This is a genomic window from Rhizobium sp. SG570, assembly GCF_012275345.1.
Taxonomy (GTDB): Bacteria; Pseudomonadota; Alphaproteobacteria; order Rhizobiales; family Rhizobiaceae; genus Rhizobium; species Rhizobium lusitanum.
The window spans coordinates 1-21,432 of the sequence record NZ_JAAZQI010000017.1; the positions used below are offsets into that span (position 1 = coordinate 1).

21 protein-coding genes and 1 tRNA gene are annotated in these 21,432 nt (G+C 60.0%); 9 read left to right on the plus strand and 13 right to left on the minus strand.

Going from position 1 to position 21,432, the window contains the following annotated elements; all coding sequences use genetic code 11:
• Positions 1-73: 73 nt before the first annotated feature.
• Together pgi and FHT28_RS27410 are read right to left on the minus strand one after the other, a co-directional pair.
• Positions 74-1,699, minus strand: coding sequence for a glucose-6-phosphate isomerase (gene pgi, locus FHT28_RS27405; protein ID WP_168597942.1), 1,626 nt, complete (start codon positions 1,697-1,699; stop codon positions 74-76).
• 174 nt (positions 1,700-1,873) lie between these two features.
• Positions 1,874-3,571 carry a long-chain fatty acid--CoA ligase gene (locus FHT28_RS27410; RefSeq protein WP_168597943.1) on the minus strand — a complete coding sequence of 566 codons (1,698 nt, stop codon included), beginning with the start codon at positions 3,569-3,571 and terminating at the stop codon, positions 1,874-1,876.
• Between the two features lie 347 nt (positions 3,572-3,918).
• On the opposite strand from FHT28_RS27410, the gene FHT28_RS27415 reads away from it, so the two are divergent.
• Positions 3,919-4,311 carry a PRC-barrel domain-containing protein gene (locus tag FHT28_RS27415; RefSeq protein WP_037203090.1) on the plus strand — a complete coding sequence of 131 codons (393 nt, stop codon included), beginning with the start codon at positions 3,919-3,921 and terminating at the stop codon, positions 4,309-4,311.
• A 63-nt stretch (positions 4,312-4,374) separates the two neighbouring features.
• Here the strand turns inward: FHT28_RS27415 and FHT28_RS27420 are convergent, their stop codons facing one another.
• Entirely contained in the window at positions 4,375-4,770 is a 396-nt protein-coding gene (locus tag FHT28_RS27420; RefSeq protein WP_037203092.1) for a VOC family protein, read from the minus strand.
• A gap of 214 nt (positions 4,771-4,984) precedes the next feature.
• Between FHT28_RS27420 and FHT28_RS27425 the strand changes: the two genes are divergently transcribed.
• Positions 4,985-5,368: a YciI family protein gene (locus FHT28_RS27425; RefSeq protein WP_047556137.1), complete on the plus strand. Its 384-nt coding sequence runs from the start codon at positions 4,985-4,987 to the stop codon at positions 5,366-5,368.
• Positions 5,369-5,435: 67 nt separating this feature from the next.
• Here the strand turns inward: FHT28_RS27425 and FHT28_RS27430 are convergent, their stop codons facing one another.
• The 4 genes from FHT28_RS27430 to FHT28_RS27445 all read right to left on the minus strand — a co-directional run bounded on the left by FHT28_RS27430 (position 5,436) and on the right by FHT28_RS27445 (position 9,324).
• Positions 5,436-6,185, minus strand: a complete 750-nt coding sequence (locus tag FHT28_RS27430) for an ABC transporter permease (RefSeq protein WP_047556135.1) — start codon at positions 6,183-6,185, stop codon at positions 5,436-5,438.
• A complete protein-coding gene (locus FHT28_RS27435; protein WP_244655110.1) occupies positions 6,182-7,120 on the minus strand; it encodes an ABC transporter ATP-binding protein in 939 nt (312 codons plus the stop codon). The genes FHT28_RS27430 and FHT28_RS27435 overlap by 4 nt, the downstream gene beginning before the upstream one ends.
• A 5-nt stretch (positions 7,121-7,125) precedes the next feature.
• Positions 7,126-8,292, minus strand: coding sequence for an ABC transporter permease (locus FHT28_RS27440; RefSeq protein ID WP_168597945.1), 1,167 nt, complete (start codon positions 8,290-8,292; stop codon positions 7,126-7,128).
• 123 nt (positions 8,293-8,415) lie between these two features.
• Positions 8,416-9,324: an ABC transporter substrate-binding protein gene (locus tag FHT28_RS27445; protein WP_037203099.1), complete on the minus strand. Its 909-nt coding sequence runs from the start codon at positions 9,322-9,324 to the stop codon at positions 8,416-8,418.
• A 446-nt stretch (positions 9,325-9,770) separates the two neighbouring features.
• Between FHT28_RS27445 and FHT28_RS27450 the strand changes: the two genes are divergently transcribed.
• The 3 genes from FHT28_RS27450 (at position 9,771) to FHT28_RS27460 (ending at position 11,999) form a co-directional block, all read left to right on the plus strand.
• The gene (locus FHT28_RS27450) at positions 9,771-10,997 is read left to right on the plus strand and encodes a LysR family transcriptional regulator (RefSeq protein WP_168597946.1); all 1,227 of its coding nucleotides are present in this window, start codon (positions 9,771-9,773) and stop codon (positions 10,995-10,997) included.
• 104 nt (positions 10,998-11,101) lie between these two features.
• A complete protein-coding gene (locus FHT28_RS27455) occupies positions 11,102-11,332 on the plus strand; it encodes a hypothetical protein (protein WP_131511987.1) in 231 nt (76 codons plus the stop codon).
• Between the two features lie 301 nt (positions 11,333-11,633).
• Entirely contained in the window at positions 11,634-11,999 is a 366-nt protein-coding gene (locus FHT28_RS27460; RefSeq protein ID WP_210255892.1) for a hypothetical protein, read from the plus strand.
• A 78-nt stretch (positions 12,000-12,077) separates the two neighbouring features.
• On the opposite strand, the gene FHT28_RS27465 is transcribed toward FHT28_RS27460, so the two are convergent.
• The gene (locus FHT28_RS27465; protein ID WP_037203333.1) at positions 12,078-12,377 is read right to left on the minus strand and encodes a putative quinol monooxygenase; all 300 of its coding nucleotides are present in this window, start codon (positions 12,375-12,377) and stop codon (positions 12,078-12,080) included.
• 132 nt (positions 12,378-12,509) lie between these two features.
• Positions 12,510-13,388, minus strand: coding sequence for a glycosyltransferase family 2 protein (locus tag FHT28_RS27470; RefSeq protein WP_168597947.1), 879 nt, complete (start codon positions 13,386-13,388; stop codon positions 12,510-12,512).
• Between the two features lie 310 nt (positions 13,389-13,698).
• Between FHT28_RS27470 and FHT28_RS27475 the strand changes: the two genes are divergently transcribed.
• Positions 13,699-14,304 carry a class I SAM-dependent methyltransferase gene (locus tag FHT28_RS27475; protein ID WP_037203110.1) on the plus strand — a complete coding sequence of 202 codons (606 nt, stop codon included), beginning with the start codon at positions 13,699-13,701 and terminating at the stop codon, positions 14,302-14,304.
• 60 nt (positions 14,305-14,364) lie between these two features.
• On the opposite strand, the gene FHT28_RS27480 is transcribed toward FHT28_RS27475, so the two are convergent.
• The 3 genes from FHT28_RS27480 to FHT28_RS27490 all read right to left on the minus strand — a co-directional run bounded on the left by FHT28_RS27480 (position 14,365) and on the right by FHT28_RS27490 (position 16,206).
• Positions 14,365-14,847, minus strand: coding sequence for a hypothetical protein (locus FHT28_RS27480; protein ID WP_168597948.1), 483 nt, complete (start codon positions 14,845-14,847; stop codon positions 14,365-14,367).
• A gap of 188 nt (positions 14,848-15,035) precedes the next feature.
• Positions 15,036-15,111: transfer RNA gene (locus tag FHT28_RS27485), tRNA-Thr, on the minus strand.
• A 135-nt stretch (positions 15,112-15,246) separates the two neighbouring features.
• Entirely contained in the window at positions 15,247-16,206 is a 960-nt protein-coding gene (locus FHT28_RS27490; RefSeq protein ID WP_168597949.1) for a nitronate monooxygenase family protein, read from the minus strand.
• 315 nt (positions 16,207-16,521) lie between these two features.
• Between FHT28_RS27490 and FHT28_RS27495 the strand changes: the two genes are divergently transcribed.
• Positions 16,522-17,772 carry a hypothetical protein gene (locus FHT28_RS27495; protein WP_037203113.1) on the plus strand — a complete coding sequence of 417 codons (1,251 nt, stop codon included), beginning with the start codon at positions 16,522-16,524 and terminating at the stop codon, positions 17,770-17,772.
• An 18-nt stretch (positions 17,773-17,790) separates the two neighbouring features.
• Here the strand turns inward: FHT28_RS27495 and ppk2 are convergent, their stop codons facing one another.
• Positions 17,791-18,675, minus strand: a complete 885-nt coding sequence (gene ppk2 / locus FHT28_RS27500; protein ID WP_037203115.1) for a polyphosphate kinase 2 — start codon at positions 18,673-18,675, stop codon at positions 17,791-17,793.
• A 306-nt stretch (positions 18,676-18,981) separates the two neighbouring features.
• Here ppk2 and phoR point away from each other — a divergent pair, with 306 nt between their 5' ends.
• Positions 18,982-20,175, plus strand: a complete 1,194-nt coding sequence (gene phoR / locus FHT28_RS27505; RefSeq protein ID WP_037203117.1) for a phosphate regulon sensor histidine kinase PhoR — start codon at positions 18,982-18,984, stop codon at positions 20,173-20,175.
• A 186-nt stretch (positions 20,176-20,361) separates the two neighbouring features.
• A complete protein-coding gene (locus FHT28_RS27510; RefSeq protein ID WP_037203119.1) occupies positions 20,362-21,396 on the plus strand; it encodes a substrate-binding domain-containing protein in 1,035 nt (344 codons plus the stop codon).
• Positions 21,397-21,432 lie beyond the last annotated feature (36 nt).

Here is a 21,432-nt window from a genome sequence, read left to right on the forward strand (position 1 = left end):
ATCGGACATCTCGTCAAAACAATCGAGCCCAACGAATGCAACAACTACTTCGTCAACGCTGGATACGCTTCCGTCAAAACCTGAAACGCTCTAGCGCGGCCACCAGCCCCTGTGTCGAGGAATCGTGGCCGGCAGCGCTTTCCTTGCCTTCGATGACAGGCAGCAGACCGGTTGCCAGTTCCTTGCCGAGCTCGACGCCCCACTGGTCGAAGGAGTTGATGCGGAACAGCACGCCTTCGACGAAGACGCGGTGTTCGTAGAGCGCGATCAGGCGGCCAAGGGCGAATGGCGTCAGCTTGTCGTAGACGAAGGTGATCGATGGGCGGTTGCCGGTGAAGACGCGGTGCGGCGCGATGAAATCGGCCTTCTTGTCGTCCATGCCCTTGGAGGTGAGCTGCGCCTTGGCCTCCTCGAAGGTGCGGCCCTTCATCAATGCTTCCGACTGCGCCAGGCAATTGGCCATCAGCAGCTGATGCTGGTGGCGCAGCTCCGGCTCGAAACCGTTGGCGGCGATCATGAATTCGGCCGGGATGACGCTCGTGCCCTGGTGGATCAGCTGGTAGAAGGCGTGCTGGCCGTTGGTGCCGGGCTCGCCCCAGACGACCGGGCCGGAATTGCCTTCGACCGGCGTGCCGTCGATGGTGACGCCCTTGCCGTTCGATTCCATGTCGAGCTGCTGGAGGTAGGCCGGGAAGCGCGACAGGCGCTGGTCATAGGGCAGGATGGCGCGCGTCGGATAGCCGAGCACGTTGCGATGGTAGAAGCCGATGAGGCCGAGCAGCATCGGCAGGTTTTCCTTGAACGGCGCCTTGCGGAAATGGTTGTCCATCGCATGCGCGCCGTCGAGGAACTTGCCGAAGTTTTCGGGGCCGACGGCGATCATCAGCGGCAGGCCGATGGCCGACCAGATCGAGTAGCGGCCGCCGACCCAATCCCAGAAGCCGAAGACGCGCTCGCTGTCGATGCCGAAGGCGGCGACCTTGTCGAGCGCCGTCGAAACGGCGGCGAAGTGGTGCTGCACGGCGGCTTCGCCGAGCGCATCGGCGATGAACTTGCGCGCCGTCTGGGCGTTCGTCATCGTTTCGATCGTGGTGAAGGTCTTCGAGGCAACGATGAACAGCGTCGTTTCCGGCTTAACGAGCTTCAGAATGTCGGCGATGTGCGCGCTGTCGATGTTCGAGACGAAGTGCGAGCGCGGACCGTCATGGAAAGGCGCCAGTGCCAGCGTCGCCATGACCGGGCCGAGATCGGAGCCGCCGATGCCGATATTGATGACGTCGGTGATCGCCTTGCCGGTCGAGCCCTTCAGCGCGCCGGAGCGGATGCCGTCGGCAAACTTGCCCATGGCCGCCAGCACGGCGTTGACATCAGGCATGACATCCTTGCCGTCGACCAGCACAGGCGTATTGGAGCGGTTGCGAAGCGCTGTGTGCAGCACGGCGCGGTTTTCGGTGAAGTTGATGGCAACGCCCGAGAACATCTCTTCGCGCTTGGCCGCAATGCCGCCTTCAGCCGCGAGCTTTTCGAGAAGGACGAGGATATCGTCGTTCACCGCGGTCTTGGAATAGTCCATCAGCAGATCGTCGAACGAAGCGTTGAAGCGGGAGTAGCGTTTGGGATCGGCGGCAAAGGCGGCGCGGATATCCGTGGCCTTCGTTGCCGATGCGGTGCTCTTCAATTGATCGACGAGGGCGTTCATGGGAGGCTCCTTGCGGTTCGCGCCGCTTGCCGTCAGACGGGGCCGGGCGCTTTGAGTTTGGTCGCGGAAACTATTCCCTATGTAGGGCGTAAATCAAGTTCACGTATCGTCCAAAACGAAAAAAGGCCGCTCGCGGATTGGGACGAGCAGCCTCCTGAATGGCATGGAATTATGTCAGCCGCGCAACTCCTTGCGCAGGATCTTGCCGACATTCGATTTGGGCAGCTCCGCACGGAATTCGACGAAGCGCGGGCGCTTGTAGTTGGTGAGGTTGGCGGCGCAATGCGCCTTGATATCGGCCTCGGTCAGTGCCGGATCCTTCTTGACGATGAAGAGCTTCACCGCTTCGCCGGAATGCGGGTCCGGAACGCCGATCGCTGCCGCCTCGAGAACGCCCGGATGCATGGCGGCGACCTCCTCGATCTCGTTCGGATAGACGTTGAAGCCCGAGACCAGGATCATGTCCTTCTTGCGGTCCACGATCTTCGTATAGCCGCGCTCGTCCATGAAGCCCATGTCGCCGCTGCGGAAGAAACCGTCCGATGTCATCACCCGCGCAGTTTCGGCCGGCTGCTTCCAATAGCCGGCCATGACCTGCGGTCCACGGATGCAGATTTCACCGACCTCGCCGAGCGGCAGCGAATTGCCGTTCTCGTCGCGAATATCGAAATCGGTGCCTGATATAGGCAGGCCGATCGTTCCGGAGAATTCGGAGCTGTCGAAGCGGTTGGCGCTCGCGACCGGCGACGTCTCGGAAAGACCGTAACCTTCGGTGATCCAGGCGCCCGTCATCTTCTGCCAACGTTCGGCCACAGGCCGCTGCACCGCCATGCCACCAGCCAGCGTCGCAGTCTGCGACAGGTCGAGCTTGATGAACTCGGGATTGTTCATCAGGGCGTTGAACAACGTGTTCAGGCCGGGGAACATGTCGAACTTGTATTTGCCAAGCTCCTTGATGAAGCCCGGTATATCGCGCGGATTGGCAATCAGCACGTTATGGCCGCCGATCGACATGCCCATCAGCGAGTTCACCGTCAATGCGAAGATGTGATAGAGCGGCAGCGCGCAGACGAAGGTCAGCTGCTCGGGCCGCGGCTTGTTGATATAGGCGGACTGCAGCCAGAGCAGCAATTGCAGCTGGTTGGCGAGCAGATTGGTATGCGTCAGTATCGCACCCTTGGCAACGCCGGTCGTGCCGCCGGTATATTGCAGAAACGCGATGTCGCTGCCGGAGAGTTCGGAAGGCTTCAGCGGCAGGCGCGCCCCTTCGGCGATCACGGCCTTGAAATTGCGATGGCCGGGGATGGACCAGGCCGGTACCAGCTTCTTCACCTTGCGGACGATGAAATTGACGATATGGCCCTTCACGCCTAGCATGTCGCCGAGGGCGGTGACGACGACATGGCGCACATCCGTATGCGCCAGGACCTGCTCCACCGTATGGGCGAAATTCTCGAGGACGAAGATCGCCTTCGCGCCGCAATCGCGCAGCTGGTGCTCGAGTTCACGCGGCATATAGAGCGGATTGACGTTGACGACGACGAGGCCGGCGCGAAGTATGCCGTAGGTGGTGACCGGATTTTGCAGCACGTTCGGCATCATGACGGCGACACGATCGCCCTTCTGAAGGCCGAGGCTTTGCAGCCAGGCGGCGATCTTGCGCGTTTGCGTATCGAGGTCGCGATAGGTGATCGATTTGCCCATGCTGGTGAAGGCGAGCCGGTCGGCGTAGCGCGCGCAGCTTTCCTCCAGCAGTGCGACGAGTGATGTATGCTCCAGCGGCGGCAGTTCGGCCGGTACTATGTCCGGATAGGAAGCAAGCCATATTTTTTTGACTTGCGGTCTATCCGAAGGAGCGGAGACTGAATTCATGCGCACTTCCTCCTCTACGCATCATCACCACGCCCCGCCGCTTGCGCGGCGGTTATGTAAAGTGTCACCGCGCGACGGAAAAGTCTCCCGCTTTTCATATCGTCGCAGCTTTCGCTCGCAACTAAATCATTCGAGCGCGATGAAAGCTATAATAACCTTGACGTAAACGTCAATAATTGTCGTGCGCTCACGTTTTTTTACAGTTTTGAAAAAAATGCTGGAACTTTTGCGGTAACGGAGCGTTAATGGGCCGTGGGCGCATACCCATAGGAGCATCGTCTTGCCCTTATTGAGCAGATGGGGCGCTCCAAAGTTTATGTGACGCGTATCCAAAAGGAGGTGCGCATATGCATAAAGAGAGTGCCGAAATCTCTGGCCGTGACCTCTACGTCAAGGACATGTCGATGCTGGTCGCTTGCGACCGCGTCGAAGGATCGAAGGTATTCGGTTCGGATGGTAGGCAGATTGGTCATATTGAGCGGCTGATGCTTGAAAAAAGTGATGGACGCATTGCTTTCGTCATTCTGAGCTTCGGCGGCTTTTTCGGCATCGGTCAGGATCACTACCGATTGCCTTGGGAAAAGCTGCGCTATGATGCTCGTATAGACGGTTATCGTGTCAGCATGACCAAGAATGACATTGAGAAAGCGCGCCGCTTCGCCAGCAAAGACGAACACGACCATAAGGATCATGGCCACAAGAGCCACGATTATTTTGGCGTGCCGCCCTATTGGATGTAAGCGCGCCGCCAGATCCGGTTTCATAAGCCCCGCCGGTGCCGCGGGGCTTTGGCTTGTGCGGCTCTATTGAAACCGCCCGTGTCTTTGCACGACCTCGATCTTGTAGCCGTCGGGGTCGGTGACGAAAAACAGCAGGGCGAAAAGTTTCCCATCGCGATTGAGTTCGACGATCTTGCCGGGATTGAGCCCGAGGGCGGCCAGCCGTGCGTGTTCGTCTTTCAACTCATCGACCGAGACGGCCAGGTGACCATAGGCTTCACCGAGCACGTAAGGCTCGCTGCGGCCCTGGTTGACTGTCAATTCCAGCTCGAAGCCGGTCTCGGCATTGCTGAGATAGATCAGCGTGAAGGTCGGGAAGGCGACGCGGTCGGCGATCTCAAGCCCGAAAGCCTTGTTGTAGAATTCAACCGAACGCGCCTCGTCGAGGACACGGATCATCGTGTGAATCATCTTGGCCATCGGCGCCTCCGTATATCATCTGAGCATCTTCCCAAGCCAATGCCATCGGTCGCCGGACAAGACAAGTGCGCTTGGGTGGTGCCATACCAACATTCAACTATTGAGATTAAGGCGGCTCCGGGGCTTTTGAATTTCGATCAGCCTGCTTACACTCCGAGCATTCAGGCCAACGGCTCGATCGGCCAAAGCTAACTGATGTTCGAAGGGGGGACCTATGTACTACGCTATCCTGGCCTATCACGAAGAGGGCGTAGTGGAATCCTGGAGCGAGGAAGAGGATGCAGCGCTCATGGCCGAGTTGCTCCAGATCAATGATCGTCTCGTCAAGGAGAAGTCGCTCGGGCCGGCAGCCCGCCTTGGCCAGACGCAGCGCGCCGTGACCTTGCGGGGCAAGGGCGCAGGCATGGTCATCGATGGACCGTTTGCAGAAACCAAAGAGCAGCTGCTCGGCTTCTATGTCGTCGATTTTCCAACACTGGAGGCAGCCGTTGAAATGGCGCGCGACCTGCGTCGCGTCAACCCGACCGCCGTCTATGAAATCAGGCCGATCTCCCTCTATGTGCCCGGAGCGTCATTGGCCCCGAGCGAGGAAAACTAGCAGGCATTGAGGTATCGTTGATCGTGGGGCCGCTGCTTTCGATCCGACGAGGCGACACCTAGGGGCTTCAGTGGGGCTGCAGGCCGATCTTGCGGGTTATCGAATGTTCGATCATCTCCATGCCATCATAGATCAGCACCGCCATCAGGCCGACGATCAGGCCGCCTTGCAGGATGAAGGCGGTGTTGTCGTTGATCAGCCCGGCGATGATGACCTCGCCGAGGCCCTTGGCGGCGACGGTGGAGCCGATGGTTGCCGTGCCGATATTGATGACGGTCGCGATCTTCAGTCCTTCGATGATCAGCGGCAGAGCAAGCGGCAGCTCGACGCGGAACAGCCGCTGCCAGCCATTCATGCCCATGCCGTCGGCGGCATCGAGCACGGAGGCCGGCACCTGCTGCAATCCGGCGACGGTGTTCTCGAAGATCGGCAACAGCGCATAGAGGAAAAGCGCGATCAATGTCGGGACCGCGCCGAAGCCGGTGGTGGAAATGGCGAGCGCCAGCACCGCGACGGGGGGAAAGGTCTGGCCGGCATTGGCGATCGCCCGCGAAAGCGGCAGGAAGTCGGCCCCGATCGGCCGCGTGACGAAGATGCCGCCAAGCACCGCCAGGATACCGCTCGCGCCGATCGAGACGACGATCAGCTCGAGATGGCTGAGGGCAAGGCTCGGAAGACTGTTCTGCGTATAGATCGGTGAGGCGCCGAATTTCGTCAGCGGCGCCAGGATCGGCGTCAGCCATTCCGGACGGAACAGCAACACCAGCAGCAGTGCCAGCGCCAGCAGGCGAAAGAGATTGGCGGCGAGAAGTTTCATGCTTTGCGGCCCAGCTCTATCAGATGCTGGATCGAGATCGAACCGACCGGCACCTTTCTCTCGTCCTCGACCGAAGCCTCGTCGGCACCCTGCCAGATCAGTTCGGCCAGCGCGTCACGCAGATTAAGCGTTTGCGGCAGGCTGTAGCCGAGACCGGGCCTGAGAGGCTGCATGCTCTCTTTCAACGGCAGCAACGACATCAGCTTCAGCGCGCGGTCCGACGTGCCGGTCAATTGCTGCACGAAGGGATCGGCCGGCTCGGTCAGGATCTTCTCGGGCTCCGAACATTGGAGCAGTTTGCCGCCGCTCATCACGGCGATCTTGTCACCGAGATGGAAGGCCTCGTCCATGTCATGGGTCACGAGAACGACCGTTGTGCCGAACTGCTTCTGGATATCAAGCAGATCGTCCTGCGCCTTGCCGCGAATGACAGGATCGAGCGCGCCGAAGGGCTCGTCCATCAGCAGCAATTCCGGCTCGGCGGCAAGCGCGCGGGCGACGCCGACGCGCTGCTGCTGGCCGCCGGAAAGCTGGCTCGGATATTTGGCGGCAAAGGTGCCGGGATCGAGACGGAAGAGATTGAGGAGTTCTTCGACACGCCCCTCGATGCGCGTCTTGTCCCAACCAAGCAGCTCGGGGACGGTCGCGATATTCTGCGCAACGGTGCGGTGGGGAAACAGCCCGTGGCCCTGGATGGCATAGCCGATACGGCGGCGAAGCTCGGTCGCCGGCACACTCATAATATCCTCGCCGCCAACAGAGATGCGGCCCTCGGATATCGGCACCAGCCGGTTGATCATCCGCATCAGAGTCGATTTACCGGAGCCCGACGTGCCGACGATGACGGTGATCGTGCCCTTCTCCATGCTCATGCTGACATCATCGACCACGGTGGCGGCGCCGTAGCGTTTGGTCACGCCCTTAAGCTCGATCATGGCGGTCATGCGCGTTGTCCCCGGATGCTGTCGATGACCGCATCGAGGATGACGGCCGATGAGAAGGCGAGAATGACTGTCGGCACGGCGCCGAGCAACACCAGATCATTGGCCGTCTGGCCGATGCCCTGGAAGATGAAGAGGCCGAAACCGCCGCCGCCGATTAGGGCCGCGACCGTGACGAGGCCGATCGCCTGTACCAGCACGATGCGGATGCCGGTGAGGATGACCGGAAAGGCGAGCGGCAGGTCGATGCCCGTCAGGATCTGCCTTCGCGTCAAACCCATGCCGGCGGCGGAATCGCGCACGGAGGGATCGACGCCGGCAAGGCCGACGACGGTGTTGGCGACGATCGGCAACAAGGAATAGATCACCAGTGCCACCAGCGCCGGCGCCACGCCGATGCCCTGGATGCCGATCGCGGCGGCGAAGGGAACATGGGCGGCGATATAGCCGAGCGGCAGCATCAGAATGCCGAACAGCGCCAGGCTTGGAATGGTCTGCACCAGGCTCAGCGCCCGCAAGACCACGGCGCGCAGGCGCGGCTGCCAAAAGCAGAAGATGCCGAGCGGCAGGGCGAGCACGATGGCGATGGCGACGGAACCGAGGGACAAAAACATGTGGCCGAGCGCCTCGCGCCAGAATTTGTCGGCGTTATTGCCATATTCCTTCATGATCGACAGATTATCGAGCAGGCCGGAGCGCAGAACGGCGACGAGCAGGGCGGCATAGAGCGCCAGCGCGGCGACCCTAAGCCAGGGCGTCAGCCGAAGCTTCACCAGCGCATCCGAAATCATCAACCCCACAACGGCCAGCAACACCCAGAAGGAGCCGCCGGGCGTAATGCGCGCCACCGTGCTTCCAGTCGGCGTTGCCGCCGTCGAAACAAGCCCGAGCGTGACGATGAGCATGGCGATCGCAAGGGTGCCGATGCCGAGGCGAAGAAATTGATTGCGCAGGAACAGCACGGCAAGGGCGGCGGCCACGAGAAGGGCAAGCAGGATCATTGTGGCCGGCTGGCCAAGAAGCTGCGTGAGCAACTGCGGCTTGCCGGCGGCGATGCGGTTTGCCTTGACGATGATGAACGGCATCAAGGCCGCCGCCAGCGCGCCGCCCGCCACCAGCACCACTCCGAGACGGTCCACTCTGCGGACCGCTAGCGCATCTTCCATAAGGCAAGCTCCGTCAGCGCATGAGCCCAAAAAATGAGGCGGTTTCGGACAAGACCATGCCCATTTTAATGTCCCGCGGCTCCACTCTATCGAAAACGGAGCCGCGAGATCAGCGGCGAAGCCTTATTTCAGGAAGCCATTGTCCTTGAGGTAGGATTCGGCGACAGCCTTGGCCGGCTCGCCATCCACCTGGATGCGGCCGTTCAGCTTGCGCAGCACGTCGGCGGTCAGGCCCTTGAAGACTGGAGCCAGAACCTCTTCGATCTTCGGATTGGCCTTGAGCACGGCCTCGCGGATGATCGGCGTCGGGGCATAGACCGGCTGCACGCTCTTGTCGTCTTCGAGAACCGTCAGTTCGGCCGCTTCGATGGCGCCGTCGGTGCCATAAACCATGGCCGTGTTGACGCCGTTGGTCTGGTCGGCTGCCGCCTTGATCGTCGCCGCCGTGTCGCCGCCGGAGAGCACGACTTCCTGGTCGGGCTTGAGCTGGAAGGCGTAGGTCGTCTGGAATGCCGGCAAGGCCGCCGGCGAATTGACGAACTCGGAGGACGCCGCGATCTTCACGGGACCGCCGCCGGCAACCCACTTGCCGAAATCGGACATGGTCTTCAGCTTGGCCGGGCCGGCGACATCGCTGCGAACGGCGATCGCCCAGGTGTTGTTGGCGGGCGAGGGCGTCAGCCAGACGATCTTGTTGGCGTCATAATCCAGCTTCTTGGCGAGGTCGTAGCCCTGCTGCAGGTTCTTCCAGGCCGCATCGTCGGCCTTGTTGAAGAAGAAGCCGGCATTGCCGGTATATTCGGCATAGATGTCGATCTCGCCTGCGGTGATCGCCTTGCGCACGACCGGCGTCGTGCCGAGCGCGATGCGGTCCTGCGCCTTGATGCCGTTGGCATTGAGCGTGGCGAGGATGATGTTACCGAGCAGGGTGCCTTCGGTGTCGATCTTCGAGGAGACGACGACGTCGGCGGCGCTGGCACCACTGGCGAGCAACGCCGTCAGCGTGGCGGCAAGTGCAAGATTCTTGAACATGATGTTTCCCTTTGTACCCCGTTAAACCTTTGTTTTGCAGGCCCGCGCCGCCTCAAGGCCACTGTCCGGACACACAAGCGTTCGTGTGAGCCGACAACCCACAAGCGAATTTCTGACTGCTTCGGGCAAATAGCGCTCATCGAGAAAAAACGATGTCGCTTCGGTTTCCCGCTGCAGTCGCGCGATTATGACGAGCGTACTCGACATTCGCGCGAAATTGGATTTCTTTTTTCGGGGGCAAGTGCGTTTGTTTTTGTTCCCCTTACCCGTTTGACGCTGTTCCGATCTCATTTCTGTGGCTGGATCGGTTAGGCGACGAAGAAACGATAGCGGCCGCCCCTGTGCTTAGGGATATCTTTTTTCAAGAACACATCATATCGTCGGGCTATCAAAGCCGGTCCCGCTGCCGCAGCAGGACGCTCGCTTGGCGCGGAAGGAAGAAGGGTTTGTATCTCGGCGCATTGTTCATAGCCGACATGGTGTTCTCGGTCGGCTCCGTCAGGGAGACCGCGCGTCGGCTGTCTTTTTCTCCCTCGACCGTTTCCAGTGCGCTCCGCCGTCTGGAAACGGAGCTTGCCATGAAGCTCGTCGAGCGGGCATCCGGTGAGCTCGCAACCCTGCTTGCCAGCTCGAAGGTCCAGAAGGGGCTCCAGCCTATCCTTGTCGGTATCCGCCAGCTTTCCGCCCGGGTGAAGGAGGCGCCCGCGCCTGATGATTATGCGCAATGGGCGGCGCGCCTGCCGCTGAAGATCGCCACCATCGAGCGCTTCCTCGAAGTCGCCGATCAGGGCAGCATCAACCGCGCCGCGCGACGCCTGCGGCTGGGACAGCCGCAGCTTTCGCTGCAGATCGCCAATCTGGAGGAGCTGTTCGGCTGCCGCCTGTTCGAGCGGCAGGCGCAGGGTTCGGTGCTGACCGATGCCGGCCAGGAAGTCCATGCCATCCTCGCCGGCATCGCCCAGGCCTGGGACGAGATGAAGGCCGCGGCGGATGAGCGGTTTCAGCGGACCGCGCGTGCCGTTCGCATCGGGTCGATCATCCCGACAGGCTCTGAAAGCTGGGTCGCTCGCTCGCTTGCAAGCCTCGTGTCGCGCTGGAATATCGGCGGCAACCGCAACATGCTGTCGCTGATGCTGATGACCGCGGACGACCTGCGCGAGGCGCTGCGGTTCGGCCGCATCGATGTCGCCATCGTCGATTCCGTCTTCGGCCTCGATGCTTTCGAGCACATGGAACTTGTCGCGACCGATATGGTGGCGATCGCGCCGCTTGACAGCAAGGAGCAGACGGTGGCCGCGCTGGTGGAAAATCACCCGCTCTGCGTGCCGAGTTCGCGTACCGGCATCGGCAATGCCGCGACGGCCTTCGGCTACGATAGCCGCGACCGGCGCCGCTTCCGTGGCCGCGACATCACCTCGGCCGATTCCCTGCCTGTCATCGTCGATCTCGTGGCCAATCACGGTTACGTCTCGTTCCTTGGCCGCGTCAGCGCGCTTCCGATCACCGACAAGGTCAGGATCGTCGACCCCGAGCAGATCCTGCCATTGTCTTATCATCTCGCCCACAATGGCCGCAAAGCGTCGATCGAGGCATGCCGCCTGATCCACCAGGCTGTTCGCGAACTGGTGGCTGACGTGGAAGCACCCGGAAAATATCCGGCATCCCGGGGATAGGTGGAACCATTGCACCACCTTTGCGTTTGGGTAGGTTACGTTAGTCCGGACGTACGGATATTATAAGCCCCCCGGATCTCGTTCGGCACCCAAGGAGAATAAAAATGAAAATTCTGGCAACAGCGCTCGTCGCGCTGGGCATTGTCGCTTTGCCCGCAACTTATGCTGAGGCTCAAGATTATCATCGCTGGCATCATCATCGCCCTATGGTCGTTCAACATCACCAGCCTGACCATGGTTGGAATCGCCACCACGGCTGGCGTAACGACCGGCCATACCATCATCATCGCTGGGATAGGCGGCACCACAACCAGCCGCATTTCTCGCACGACTGACGATAAGCAACTGACATGTATAAACGGCGCCGGAAGGCGCCGTTTCTTATTGAGGCTACCGATGTCCGACCTTGGCAGGTTCCAGAGCGTGACCGGCGCAGGCCCATGTTTTTGCCCACTTTCTTGACGACGAGCGTGTCCGGCCCGCTTGCCGGGCACGGTGAGGCCGGAACCTCTCGAAAATACCCGCCATCTCCGGGCGTTTTGGAACAATCGGAGCGCAACCGCGTTTTATTTGCTGGTCTGGACAAGCGCGGATGATTCTAGCCGCGTCAGCGTCCGGCTTCCAAGGAGGCTGGAAATGAAAATTCTGGCAACAGCGCTCATCGCGCTCGGCGTAGTCATTCTACCCGCAACCCATGTCGATGCACGCCAACATCACCGCTGGCATCATCATCATACGGTGATCATCTATCGTCACTACCACCACCACTATCGACCCTATTACTATCGGCCTTATTCCTATTACCGCCCCTATTATTATGATGATTATTACCAGCCCTATTACTCCTTTGGCTTGTTCGGCTGGCCTGGCTATAGTCATGGCTGGTATGGTGGTCGGGGATACCATTCTGGTTGGTATGGTGACCGAGGATACCATCACGGATGGCATGGCGGCGGTGGCTGGCATAGATGGCGCAACCAGCCGCATTTCTCGCATAACTGAACATGCCGGCTGATATGCAAAACGGCACCTTCCGGCGCCGTTTTCCCGACGGATTACCTGCTGTCCGGCGTCATAAGCTCATGCCGGATTCAGAACATGAACGGCACGGGCAGCCATAAGATGCTTCACCTTCTCGCCATAGGCAGCCATATGCGCTGCGGCGGCGTGGGCTTTCAATGCGTCCATGCTCGCCCATTTCTCGACGACGACGAATGTATCAGGCCCGAATGCCGGATCGGCCCCGTCGACATCGACGACCGCCGTGTATTCGATGCAGCCATTTTCGGCGTGAACGGCCGGAACGTTCGCCTGGAAGGCTTGGAGCACTTCGGCCCGCTTGCCGGGCAGGGCGGTGAGGATGGCGAGAACGTGGATCATGATGATGTCCTTGAAACAATTGGATGATGCCGGTGAAAAATACCGGATGCCGCCGATTCCGCGACCGGTTTCGACCATTATCACAAAAAGACGACGCTCGAACGCTTGACTGTTCGGCTCAGCCCGAAAGCCTCACATGCGGTTGATATTTTTTGGATCGAGCGATCCGCTAAGCAGATGCCCGAATGCAATGATATTGCCCTGCAGGCGACCGCGCCGGTCGATATAGGCTGGTGGATTGACTGCGCCGACGATATTCGAGGCAACGTTGCCGCCCATCAGCTTGAGCGCCCATTGCAACGACACGGAGCGTTTTTTCACAAGGTAAAGCGGATTGGCGACCTGGGAATATCCGAGACGCGTGCCCGATGTGCGCCCCATTTTGACCCCGAGATGGACGCCGCGCAGCCGATTGAACCTGACGATCTTGCCGTATGGACGCAGCCTCCGGCACAGATCGACGTCCTCCTGCCAGGCATAAAGCGGCAAGGCTTCATCGAAATAGACACGATTGGCCAGGATCGGCTGCAAGCGGAAGATCATATTGCAGCCATAGGCATTGTGAGCGGCTTCGATCGATGGAACAGGATCAGGGGTCGCGTCCTCCTCGATGGCCCGGTCCGCTTCTTCCGCCGTCAGGCCCGGTCCGAGGATGCCGTCGCGGATGACCTCTCCGGTCGCCACGACAATCTCCTTGTCGGCCTCGAACAGCGCTTCCGTTTCGGCAAGATAGTTTGCCGCGGGAAAGAAATCGTCGTCAAAGAAGATAAGTGCATCCATGCCGGCGGCGGCATCGATGATCGCGTTGCGCTGCGGGCAGCTTCCCCGTTGAGATGAGACGATGCTCACGGGAAACGGCGCCGATTGCAATCGTTCCATGTCGATATCTTCGTCTGTGGCCGGGCAGAGGAAAAGGTGATCCGGCCTGCGCGTCTGCGCGGCAAGCCTGTCGATCATGCATGCCAAAATCGCTTTGCGACCGCATGTCGCAACACCCACAGCAATCTTCATGGTGCATCCCCCAATGTCATCCAGAACGCACAAAAACATCAAAATCTGAATCTTTGGTTGTATTTATTACGCGGATTCAACGCATCGCTTGCAAAGCGATTTCCCGTGCCATGATCCGCAAACGAGGGATTGCCGCCGAGGTCCTGCGAAAGCCCGCGAGATGACCGGCGCGCCGATCATGGCCGAAGCGGATGGCGGCCCCGAATGCCTGACGCAAGCCATGAATGCCAAGAATTTTCGCATCCATGGTTTTCAAAGCGGGCCGTCTCTGCGGTCTTGGCCGAAGTCAACGTCGAAGGTATCCGCCAGCATGAACACGCGCGATTCAAGATTTCACTACAAGGGCGGCATGCCGCATACGCAACTCAGCCTGCACCATACGGAAAATGCCCGGCTGCTGCCCGATCGTGGCGAGCTTCTTCACCGGTTGCCGCACGGAGGCATCTGCGCGGAGATCGGCGCGGCCTTCGGCGACTTCACCGGGGAAATCCTTGAAAAGAACGCGCCACGGGAGCTCTACCTCATCGATGCATGGGATACGCCCCGCTACCAGGACGGTCTGGAGCAGATCAGGACGACATTCAGAGGGGCGCTGGAAAACGGCCGCCTGCATATCGTGCAAGGCTATTCGACGGTAAGGCTGGCGGAGTTTCCGAACAGCTTCTTCGACTGGGTCTATATCGATACCAATCATAGTTTCGAGACGACATGGGAAGAGCTGTCGATCTGCCACTTCAAGGTGAAGCAGGATGGGCGCATTGCCGGTCACGACTTCTGCACCGGCAACGTCGTCGACGCTATCCCCTATGGCGTGGTCGAAGCCTGCACCAAGTTCTGCAAGGATTTCCATTGGCAGTTCGAATACCTGACCGTAGAATCCCAGGGGCACTTTTCGTTTTCGCTGAAACGGCTCTGAGTGCGTCTGATCTCGGCTTGCGGAACCGATTGTAGCCGCAGGCGATGATTCCGAAGAGGCTTACTTGGAAGCATCGGGTGTGTAAGGCTTGCACTTATAAGGTATCGAGCCTTCCTTATCACGAACGACGGCATTGCCTTCCGGATCGAGCTTCAAAGTCCAAGATGTTTGCAGGCCGTTCGAGCCCATAAAACCTCCCGTGAAGGTCACGTCGTCTCCTTGCCGGGTGAATCCGGTGACACCGCCAAGGTGGCGTTGATAGTCCTGCGAGCGCATGACGACGCCGACGAGATCCGCTGATCCGGTGGGAGATGACAAACCGTATCCGCCATTGGGCGCGCACGGCATCATGTCGGCGATGAATGGGCCGCTGACGCAACTAAGGACGTGGCCGAACTGCTTTTTGGAATTTAGGTGAACATATACGTTATCAATACCGTCGCCCTTGCAGAGCAGATGCATTGGCTTCTCCGCGGGAGCTGCTAATGCCATGCCGGTGGCTGCCAGATAAGCGGCGGCGGCGATTGCGTTCATGAGATTCATAGAGGCCTCCGATGGCAGCCATCATTAGCTTGCACGTTCGATAAGTCGAGTGCAGCCCATCTTGTTCTTGACTATCTTCGGTCCCTAAATTGGCCGCTTCGAATCGCGATATCGCGGCCACGAAATAGGGGAAACAGACACCTGAGAACGGCTGTAGCAATGTGTGGAAAGAGTAGTGCCTGGAAAAATGGTGCCGCTTGCAGGACTCGAACCTGCGACCCCATCATTACGAATGATGTGCTCTACCACCTGAGCTAAAGCGGCATTCAAGGGGCTTTGGTTCGGCCCCGCGATTTGCATGGCGCTGATACAGTCTATACGGCCAGATTTCAAGCGTCCAAATCGCCATTTCGCAAAAAAGCGAAAAGCCTGTGAAAAAACAGGCCGCTCCTTGCCCGTTCAAAGCGCCAGCCGTGCACGCGCCTGACGATATTCCGTCTCCAGCCGGTCCACCAGCGCCGCAACGGGCTCGATGGCCTTGACTGCGCCGATGCCCTGGCCGGAGCCCCAGATGTCCTTCCAGGCCTTGACGCCGGTCGTGGCCGCCTCGAAATCCATCTTCGAAGGGTCGGCTTCGGGCAGCTTGTCCGGATCCATCCCGGCGGCAAGTATGGAAGGTTTCAGGTAGTTGCCGTACACGCCGGTGAAATAGTTGGAATAGACGATATCGGCGGCGGCGCCGTCGACGATCGCCTGCTTGTAGGCGTTGGCAGCGCGGGCTTCCTCCGTCGCGATGAAGGGCGAGCCGATATAGGCCATATCGGCGCCAGCGGCCCGGGCTGCAAGAATGGCGCCGCCGGTGGCGATGGCGCCGGCGAGCAGCAGCGGCCCGTCGAACCATTCGCGGATTTCCTGGACGAGCGCAAAGGGCGAGAGTTGGCCGGCATGGCCGCCGGCACCCGCGGCGACCGCGATCAGCCCGTCCGCGCCCTTGCGGATAGCCGAGTTGGCGTGGCGGTTGTTGATGATATCATGCAGCACGATGCCGCCATAGGAGTGCACGGCCGCATTCACCTCAGGCACGGCGCCGAGCGAGGAGATGACGATCGGCACCTTGTATTTCATGCAAAGCATCAGATCGTGTTCCAGCCGCTTGTTTGACGTATGGACGATCTGATTGACCGCAAATGGAGCTGCCGGCCGTTCGGGATTTGCGGCATTATGTGCGGCAAGATCCTCGGTGATCATCGCCAGCCATTCATCGAGCTGGCTTTCCGGGCGCGCGTTCAGGGCCGGGAAGGATCCGACCACGCCGGCCTTGCATTGCGCCAGCGTCAGCGCCGGATGCGAGATGATGAAGAGGGGTGAGGCCACGACCGGCAGCCGCAGCCGCTCGGTCAGGATGGAGGGGAGGGCCATGAACATCATCCGTTTTTGACGTTTACGAAAACGTCAAAGAAATAGCAGATGTCCCAATCGGTGGGAAGTGCGGAGATGCCGGACAGCGTTCAGGTGCGACCCCCGCGAAAGTCGGCCCTGCCGGATCGGCCTTTTCGCCATCGCAATTGCGTCGTCTTTGACGTTTATCCCCGCCCGAGTGCGCGTGGCCTTGGTCGAAGGCTTGCGTATTGCCGGGCGGGGCGTTACCGAATCCGGTTAACGAATGATAAAGAATATGGCCGTCTTGTCGGTAGAGTATGCAGGTATGTTGCGAGTGAGAGTAAAGGACCTGATGTGAGCGGATTAGAAACGGCTATCAGAAGCGCGTTGGAGCGGTCCGATCGCGCCAATCCGGAAATCCGGGCTCGCATCTATCAGTCGGCGCGGCAGGCTTTGGAAGCCGGCCTCCGCAAGCAGGATATTACCGATATCAATGTCGTCTCCGCCCAGCGTCAGCGGCTGGAAGCGACGATCCGGCAGATCGAGGCCGAGGAGCGCGTCCGCCCGGCGGAGGAAATATCGGTTTCGCCGCAGCTCGATGTCCCGCATGTTTCCCCGGCGGTGCCACGACCGGCGGCCGGGCAGCCGGCACAACAGCATGAACCGGTCATGAGCGTGCGCGGTGAAACCCGCAACCCCTCGCTTTCCGTCCACGCTTCCGCTCCGGTCGAACCCGAAACAGTCGAGCCCGCAGCACCGGAGAGCGATTTCGGTGATATGCGCGCAGGGCCGGCCGACCATCTCGGCGCCGATAGCGCCATAAGGCCGGCGACCGCAGCCGCACCGGCAGCGGCGCGAACAATGAATTTCAAGCCGGAGCGCGCTGCGGTTCGCCGCAAGCCGCGCAAGTTCTTCTCGCGCCTGCTGGTGTTCTGCATTCTGCTCGCCTTCCTTGGTGTCGGAGCCTGGTGGATCAAGACTTCGGGCGTGTTCATGTCGGCGGCGCAGAGAGACACGAGTGTCCGCAATCCGCCGGCGCATGTCGATTCGCAGGATTTCAGCGGCGGCAACGGCGACGAAGATACGTCGGGCGACGGGGATAGCAGCGGCCCTGCCAATCCGGGGCTGGCGACCATCGACCCGCAGAACAGCTTTTCCGAAGAGTGGGTCGCGATACTGAAGCCGACGGACGCGTCGAAGGTCACCGCCGGCGCGCAGGCTAAGGCTGAGAATATTTCGGAAAACGAGGGGCCGGCCGTGCGGCTGACCTCTCTCAGCAGCGGCGCAGATGGCGCGGCCTCGGTCCAGGTGCCTATCAATGTGCTGCAGCAGATGGCGGGCAAGCCGTCGACGATCGCGCTGACGTTACAGTCCACCTCGGACACGCCGACGCAGATTACCGTCGAATGCGACTTTGGCTCGCTCGGCAGCTGTGGACGGCATCGCTTTACGGTCAGCCGCCAGAAGACGGATGCGCTGTTTCAGGTCCGCTACGATCGCTCGCTGGCGCCGACGAGCCCCGGCCGCCTGATCATCAACAGCGACGTCGACGGCAAGGCCCGCGGCATCAACGTCTACGCCATCCGCGTGCTGCCCGGACAATAGGCCCGGGCCGCCGTTCCCCTATTTGAGAACGTCTGGACCTATGCCGAGGATCTTTTCGTCGATTTCGCCAATGGCCTTTTTGTCCTTGTTGTCATAGTCGAGCGTCAGCAGGATGTGACGGATGAGGTTCAGACGAGCGCGACGCTTGTCGTTGGCGCGGATGACCGTCCATGGCGCGTAATCGGTATGCGTATCCTTCAGCATCCGGTCGCGCTTTTCGCCGTAGTCCTTCCATTTCGGCAGGGCGGCTATATCCATGGAGGAAAGCTTCCAGACGGCGCGGGGATCGTGGCATCGGTCGTGGAAACGCTTCAATTGCATCTCTCTGCCGATATCCAGATAGAATTTGAAGAAGGAGATGCCATCCTGGACGATGAGCTTTTCCATCTGCGGCGCCTGCTTCAGGAACTGCTCGTACTGCTTCGGGGTGCAGAAGCCCATGACCGGTTCGACACCGGCGCGGTTGTACCATGAGCGGTCGAAGAGAACGAATTCGCCCGCCGTTGGGAATTGGGCGACATAGCGCTGGAAGTACCATTGCCCGGCCTCGCGGTCCGTCGGTTTGGTGAGCGCCACGACGCGTGCCAGGCGAGGGTTCATATGCGCCGAGGTTGCGGCGATCGAGCCTCCCTTGCCCGCGGCATCGCGTCCCTCGAACAGCGCCATCACCCGCTTGCCTGTCGCCTGCAGCCAGAACTGCACCTTGATGAGCTCGATCTGCAGCATCTCCAGCTCTTGCTGATATTCCTCTTCCTTGAGCTTCTTTTTGTAAGGGTAGCCACCCGAAGTCAGCGCTTCGTCGTTGATCCAGCCCGGCAGCACGGGATCATCGACATCGAATATGCGCTTGCTGCCGCGGATATCCAGCTCCACAGCACGGCTCTTCGCTTGTTCCTCTCCCATATGTCAGGCTCCTCGGCTCTTTACGCTCTGTAAAACATGTCGCTTGGGCACGACAAAAGGCTCGCTGGGCAAACTGGGACTTTTATCCAATGGTTTCAAGCCCTTTGCGGCTTTCCTTCTTTGCCGGCTACATTTATTGTTGTGAGTTATCGCCTTCTGTGGATAGAGCCGAATACTTCTGTCATGAATCCCGGTTAAGAGGCGGAATCCAGCATTCCGTAACGACAGACAAAGGGACGGGCGCAATTGGAAGACGAATGGTCATTTGTCAGGAGACTGGCGCTGCGGTTGCGGCAGGAGAGCGCTATGCTGATCCTGGCGACGCTGATCGCCGTACTTGCGCTCATCGAGGGCATCAATACCGGCGCTGTCTTTTGGATCTGGGCCATCGTCATGATCGTCGCGCTGATCCGGCCTCCGCTGGTGGAGCGGATCGTCGTGCCGTCGCGGGAGGAACCTCAGCCGATCGATCCGGAAGTTCTGCTGCGCATGGTTTTTGCCGGATTGGCTGCACTCGACATCCCGGTGCTGATCATCGATCGCGAGGCATCCGTACTGGTGCAGAACGCAGCCGTCGAAAAGGCCTTCGGCGCCTTCCCCGCGGGGGCGCATATCTCCTCGAAGCTGCGCTCCCCCGGCCTGCTCGACATGGTGCGCGAGACCATAGCCACCAACACGCCGAACCAGATCGAGCATTCCGAGCGCCTGCCGTCGGAGCGCGTCTATATCGTGCGCATCGCGCCGGTCGAGCTGCCGGAGGCCGATGTCGAGACCGGCTTCTTCCTGCTGTCGTTTCGCGACATATCGGAACTGCGTCACATCGATCGCATGCGCTCCGATTTCGTTGCCAATGCCAGCCATGAACTGCGCACGCCGCTTGCGTCGCTGCGGGGGTTCATCGAAACCATCCAGGGGCCGGCCAAAGCGGATCCGAAGGCACAGCAGCGCTTCCTCGGCATCATGCTCGACCAGACGACGCGCATGAGCCGGCTGGTCGATGATCTCCTGTCGCTATCCAGGCTGGAGCTGAAATCGCACATCGCCCCGGATCAGAAGGTCGATCTCGTGCCGCTGCTCGGTCATGTGCGCGACTCGCTGCTACCGCTTGCCGGCGATCTTGACGTGACGATCAATCTGCATATGCCGGCGGGCAAGGTGGAGGTGCTGGGCGACCGCGACGAGCTGGTGCAGGTCTTCGAAAATCTCATGGAGAATGCCTGCAAATACGGCCAGGAAGGCAAGGCGGTGGAGGTTACCTTGCTGAACGAGCCGGGCCAGGCGGTTGAGGTCGTCGTGTCCGACAGCGGGCCGGGAATTCCCGCAGAACATGTACCGCGCCTGACCGAGCGCTTCTATCGCGTCAATGTCGAGGACAGCCGCTCCAAAAAGGGAACCGGCCTCGGGCTTGCCATCGTCAAGCACATTCTGACCCGGCACCGCGCCAGATTGATCGTCAAGTCGGAAGTCGGGAAGGGAACGGACTTTACCGTCCGTTTCTAAGAACCCCCATAAATCGCCCATTTTTGGCGTGATTTATTCCATTAATTTCAAAGAGATGACCTGTCATAATTGTTTCACTCGCCTGACATAAAAGGGCGGTGCTTTGGCCGCTAAGAAAGTGATGCTGAACCAGGCGGATGTGGCATCCGTTACAGCGCTCTTCAGAGCTCGTCAGGGGGATTCATTATGAATGCTTTGAAATTGTCTATTCTTGCGCTGGTTGCATCGGCTGCCTTTGCTGGTGCCGCGACGGCTCGCGATCAGATTCAGATCGCCGGCTCATCTACGGTATTCCCGTATGCCAAGATCGTTGCCGAAAGCTTCGGCGAGACCTTTACCAATTTCAAGACGCCCGTGGTCGAGTCGGGTGGCTCCGGGGCCGGCCTAAAGGAATTCTGCAAGGGCGTCGGAACGGATTCCATCGACATCGCCAATTCATCGCGCCCGATCAAGGACAGTGAAATCGAAGCCTGCAAGGCTGCCGGCGTCGCTGATATCCAGCAGATCAAGATCGGCTACGACGGCATAGTTTTCGCTTTCGACAAGAGCAATCCGGACATCAAGTTCGAGCCCGTCGATCTCTATAAGGCACTTGCCGCCGAAGTGGTCGTTGATGGCAAGCTGGTTCCGAATCCCTACAAGAAGTGGTCGGAGATCAAGCCGTCGCTGCCGGATTTCGAGATATCAGCCTATATTCCGGGCGAGAAGCACGGGACGCGGGAAGTCTTCGAGGAGCGGGTGCTTGCCGCCGGCTGCAAGGCTTCCGGAGCGGTCGACGTGATCAAGGCAGCCGTTTCCGATGCCGGCCAGCAAACCAAGAAATGCGTCGCTGTACGCAAGGATGGCGTCGCAGTCGATATCGACGGCGACTATCCCGAGACGCTCGCCCGCATCAATGCCAACAAGCACGGCGTCGGCGTTTTCGGCCTGTATTTCTACCAGAACAATGCCGACAAGCTGAAGGTCGCCACCGTCAGCGGCATCGTGCCGTCGGGCCAGACGATCGCCGATGGCACCTATCCGGTGTCGCGTCCATTGTTCTTCTACGTCAAGAAGGCGCATCTCGGCGTCATTCCGGGCCTCAAGGAATATGTCGATTTCTTCACGAGCGATCAGATGATCGGACCGGACGGCCCGCTGGCGGAATACGGCCTCGTGCCCGCTCCGGATGGCGAGCGCGACCAGATCCGCAAGGACTTCGCCGGCGGGAAGATCATGTAAGTGCATAGAGACTATGCACCGGTGCGGGTTTGATCC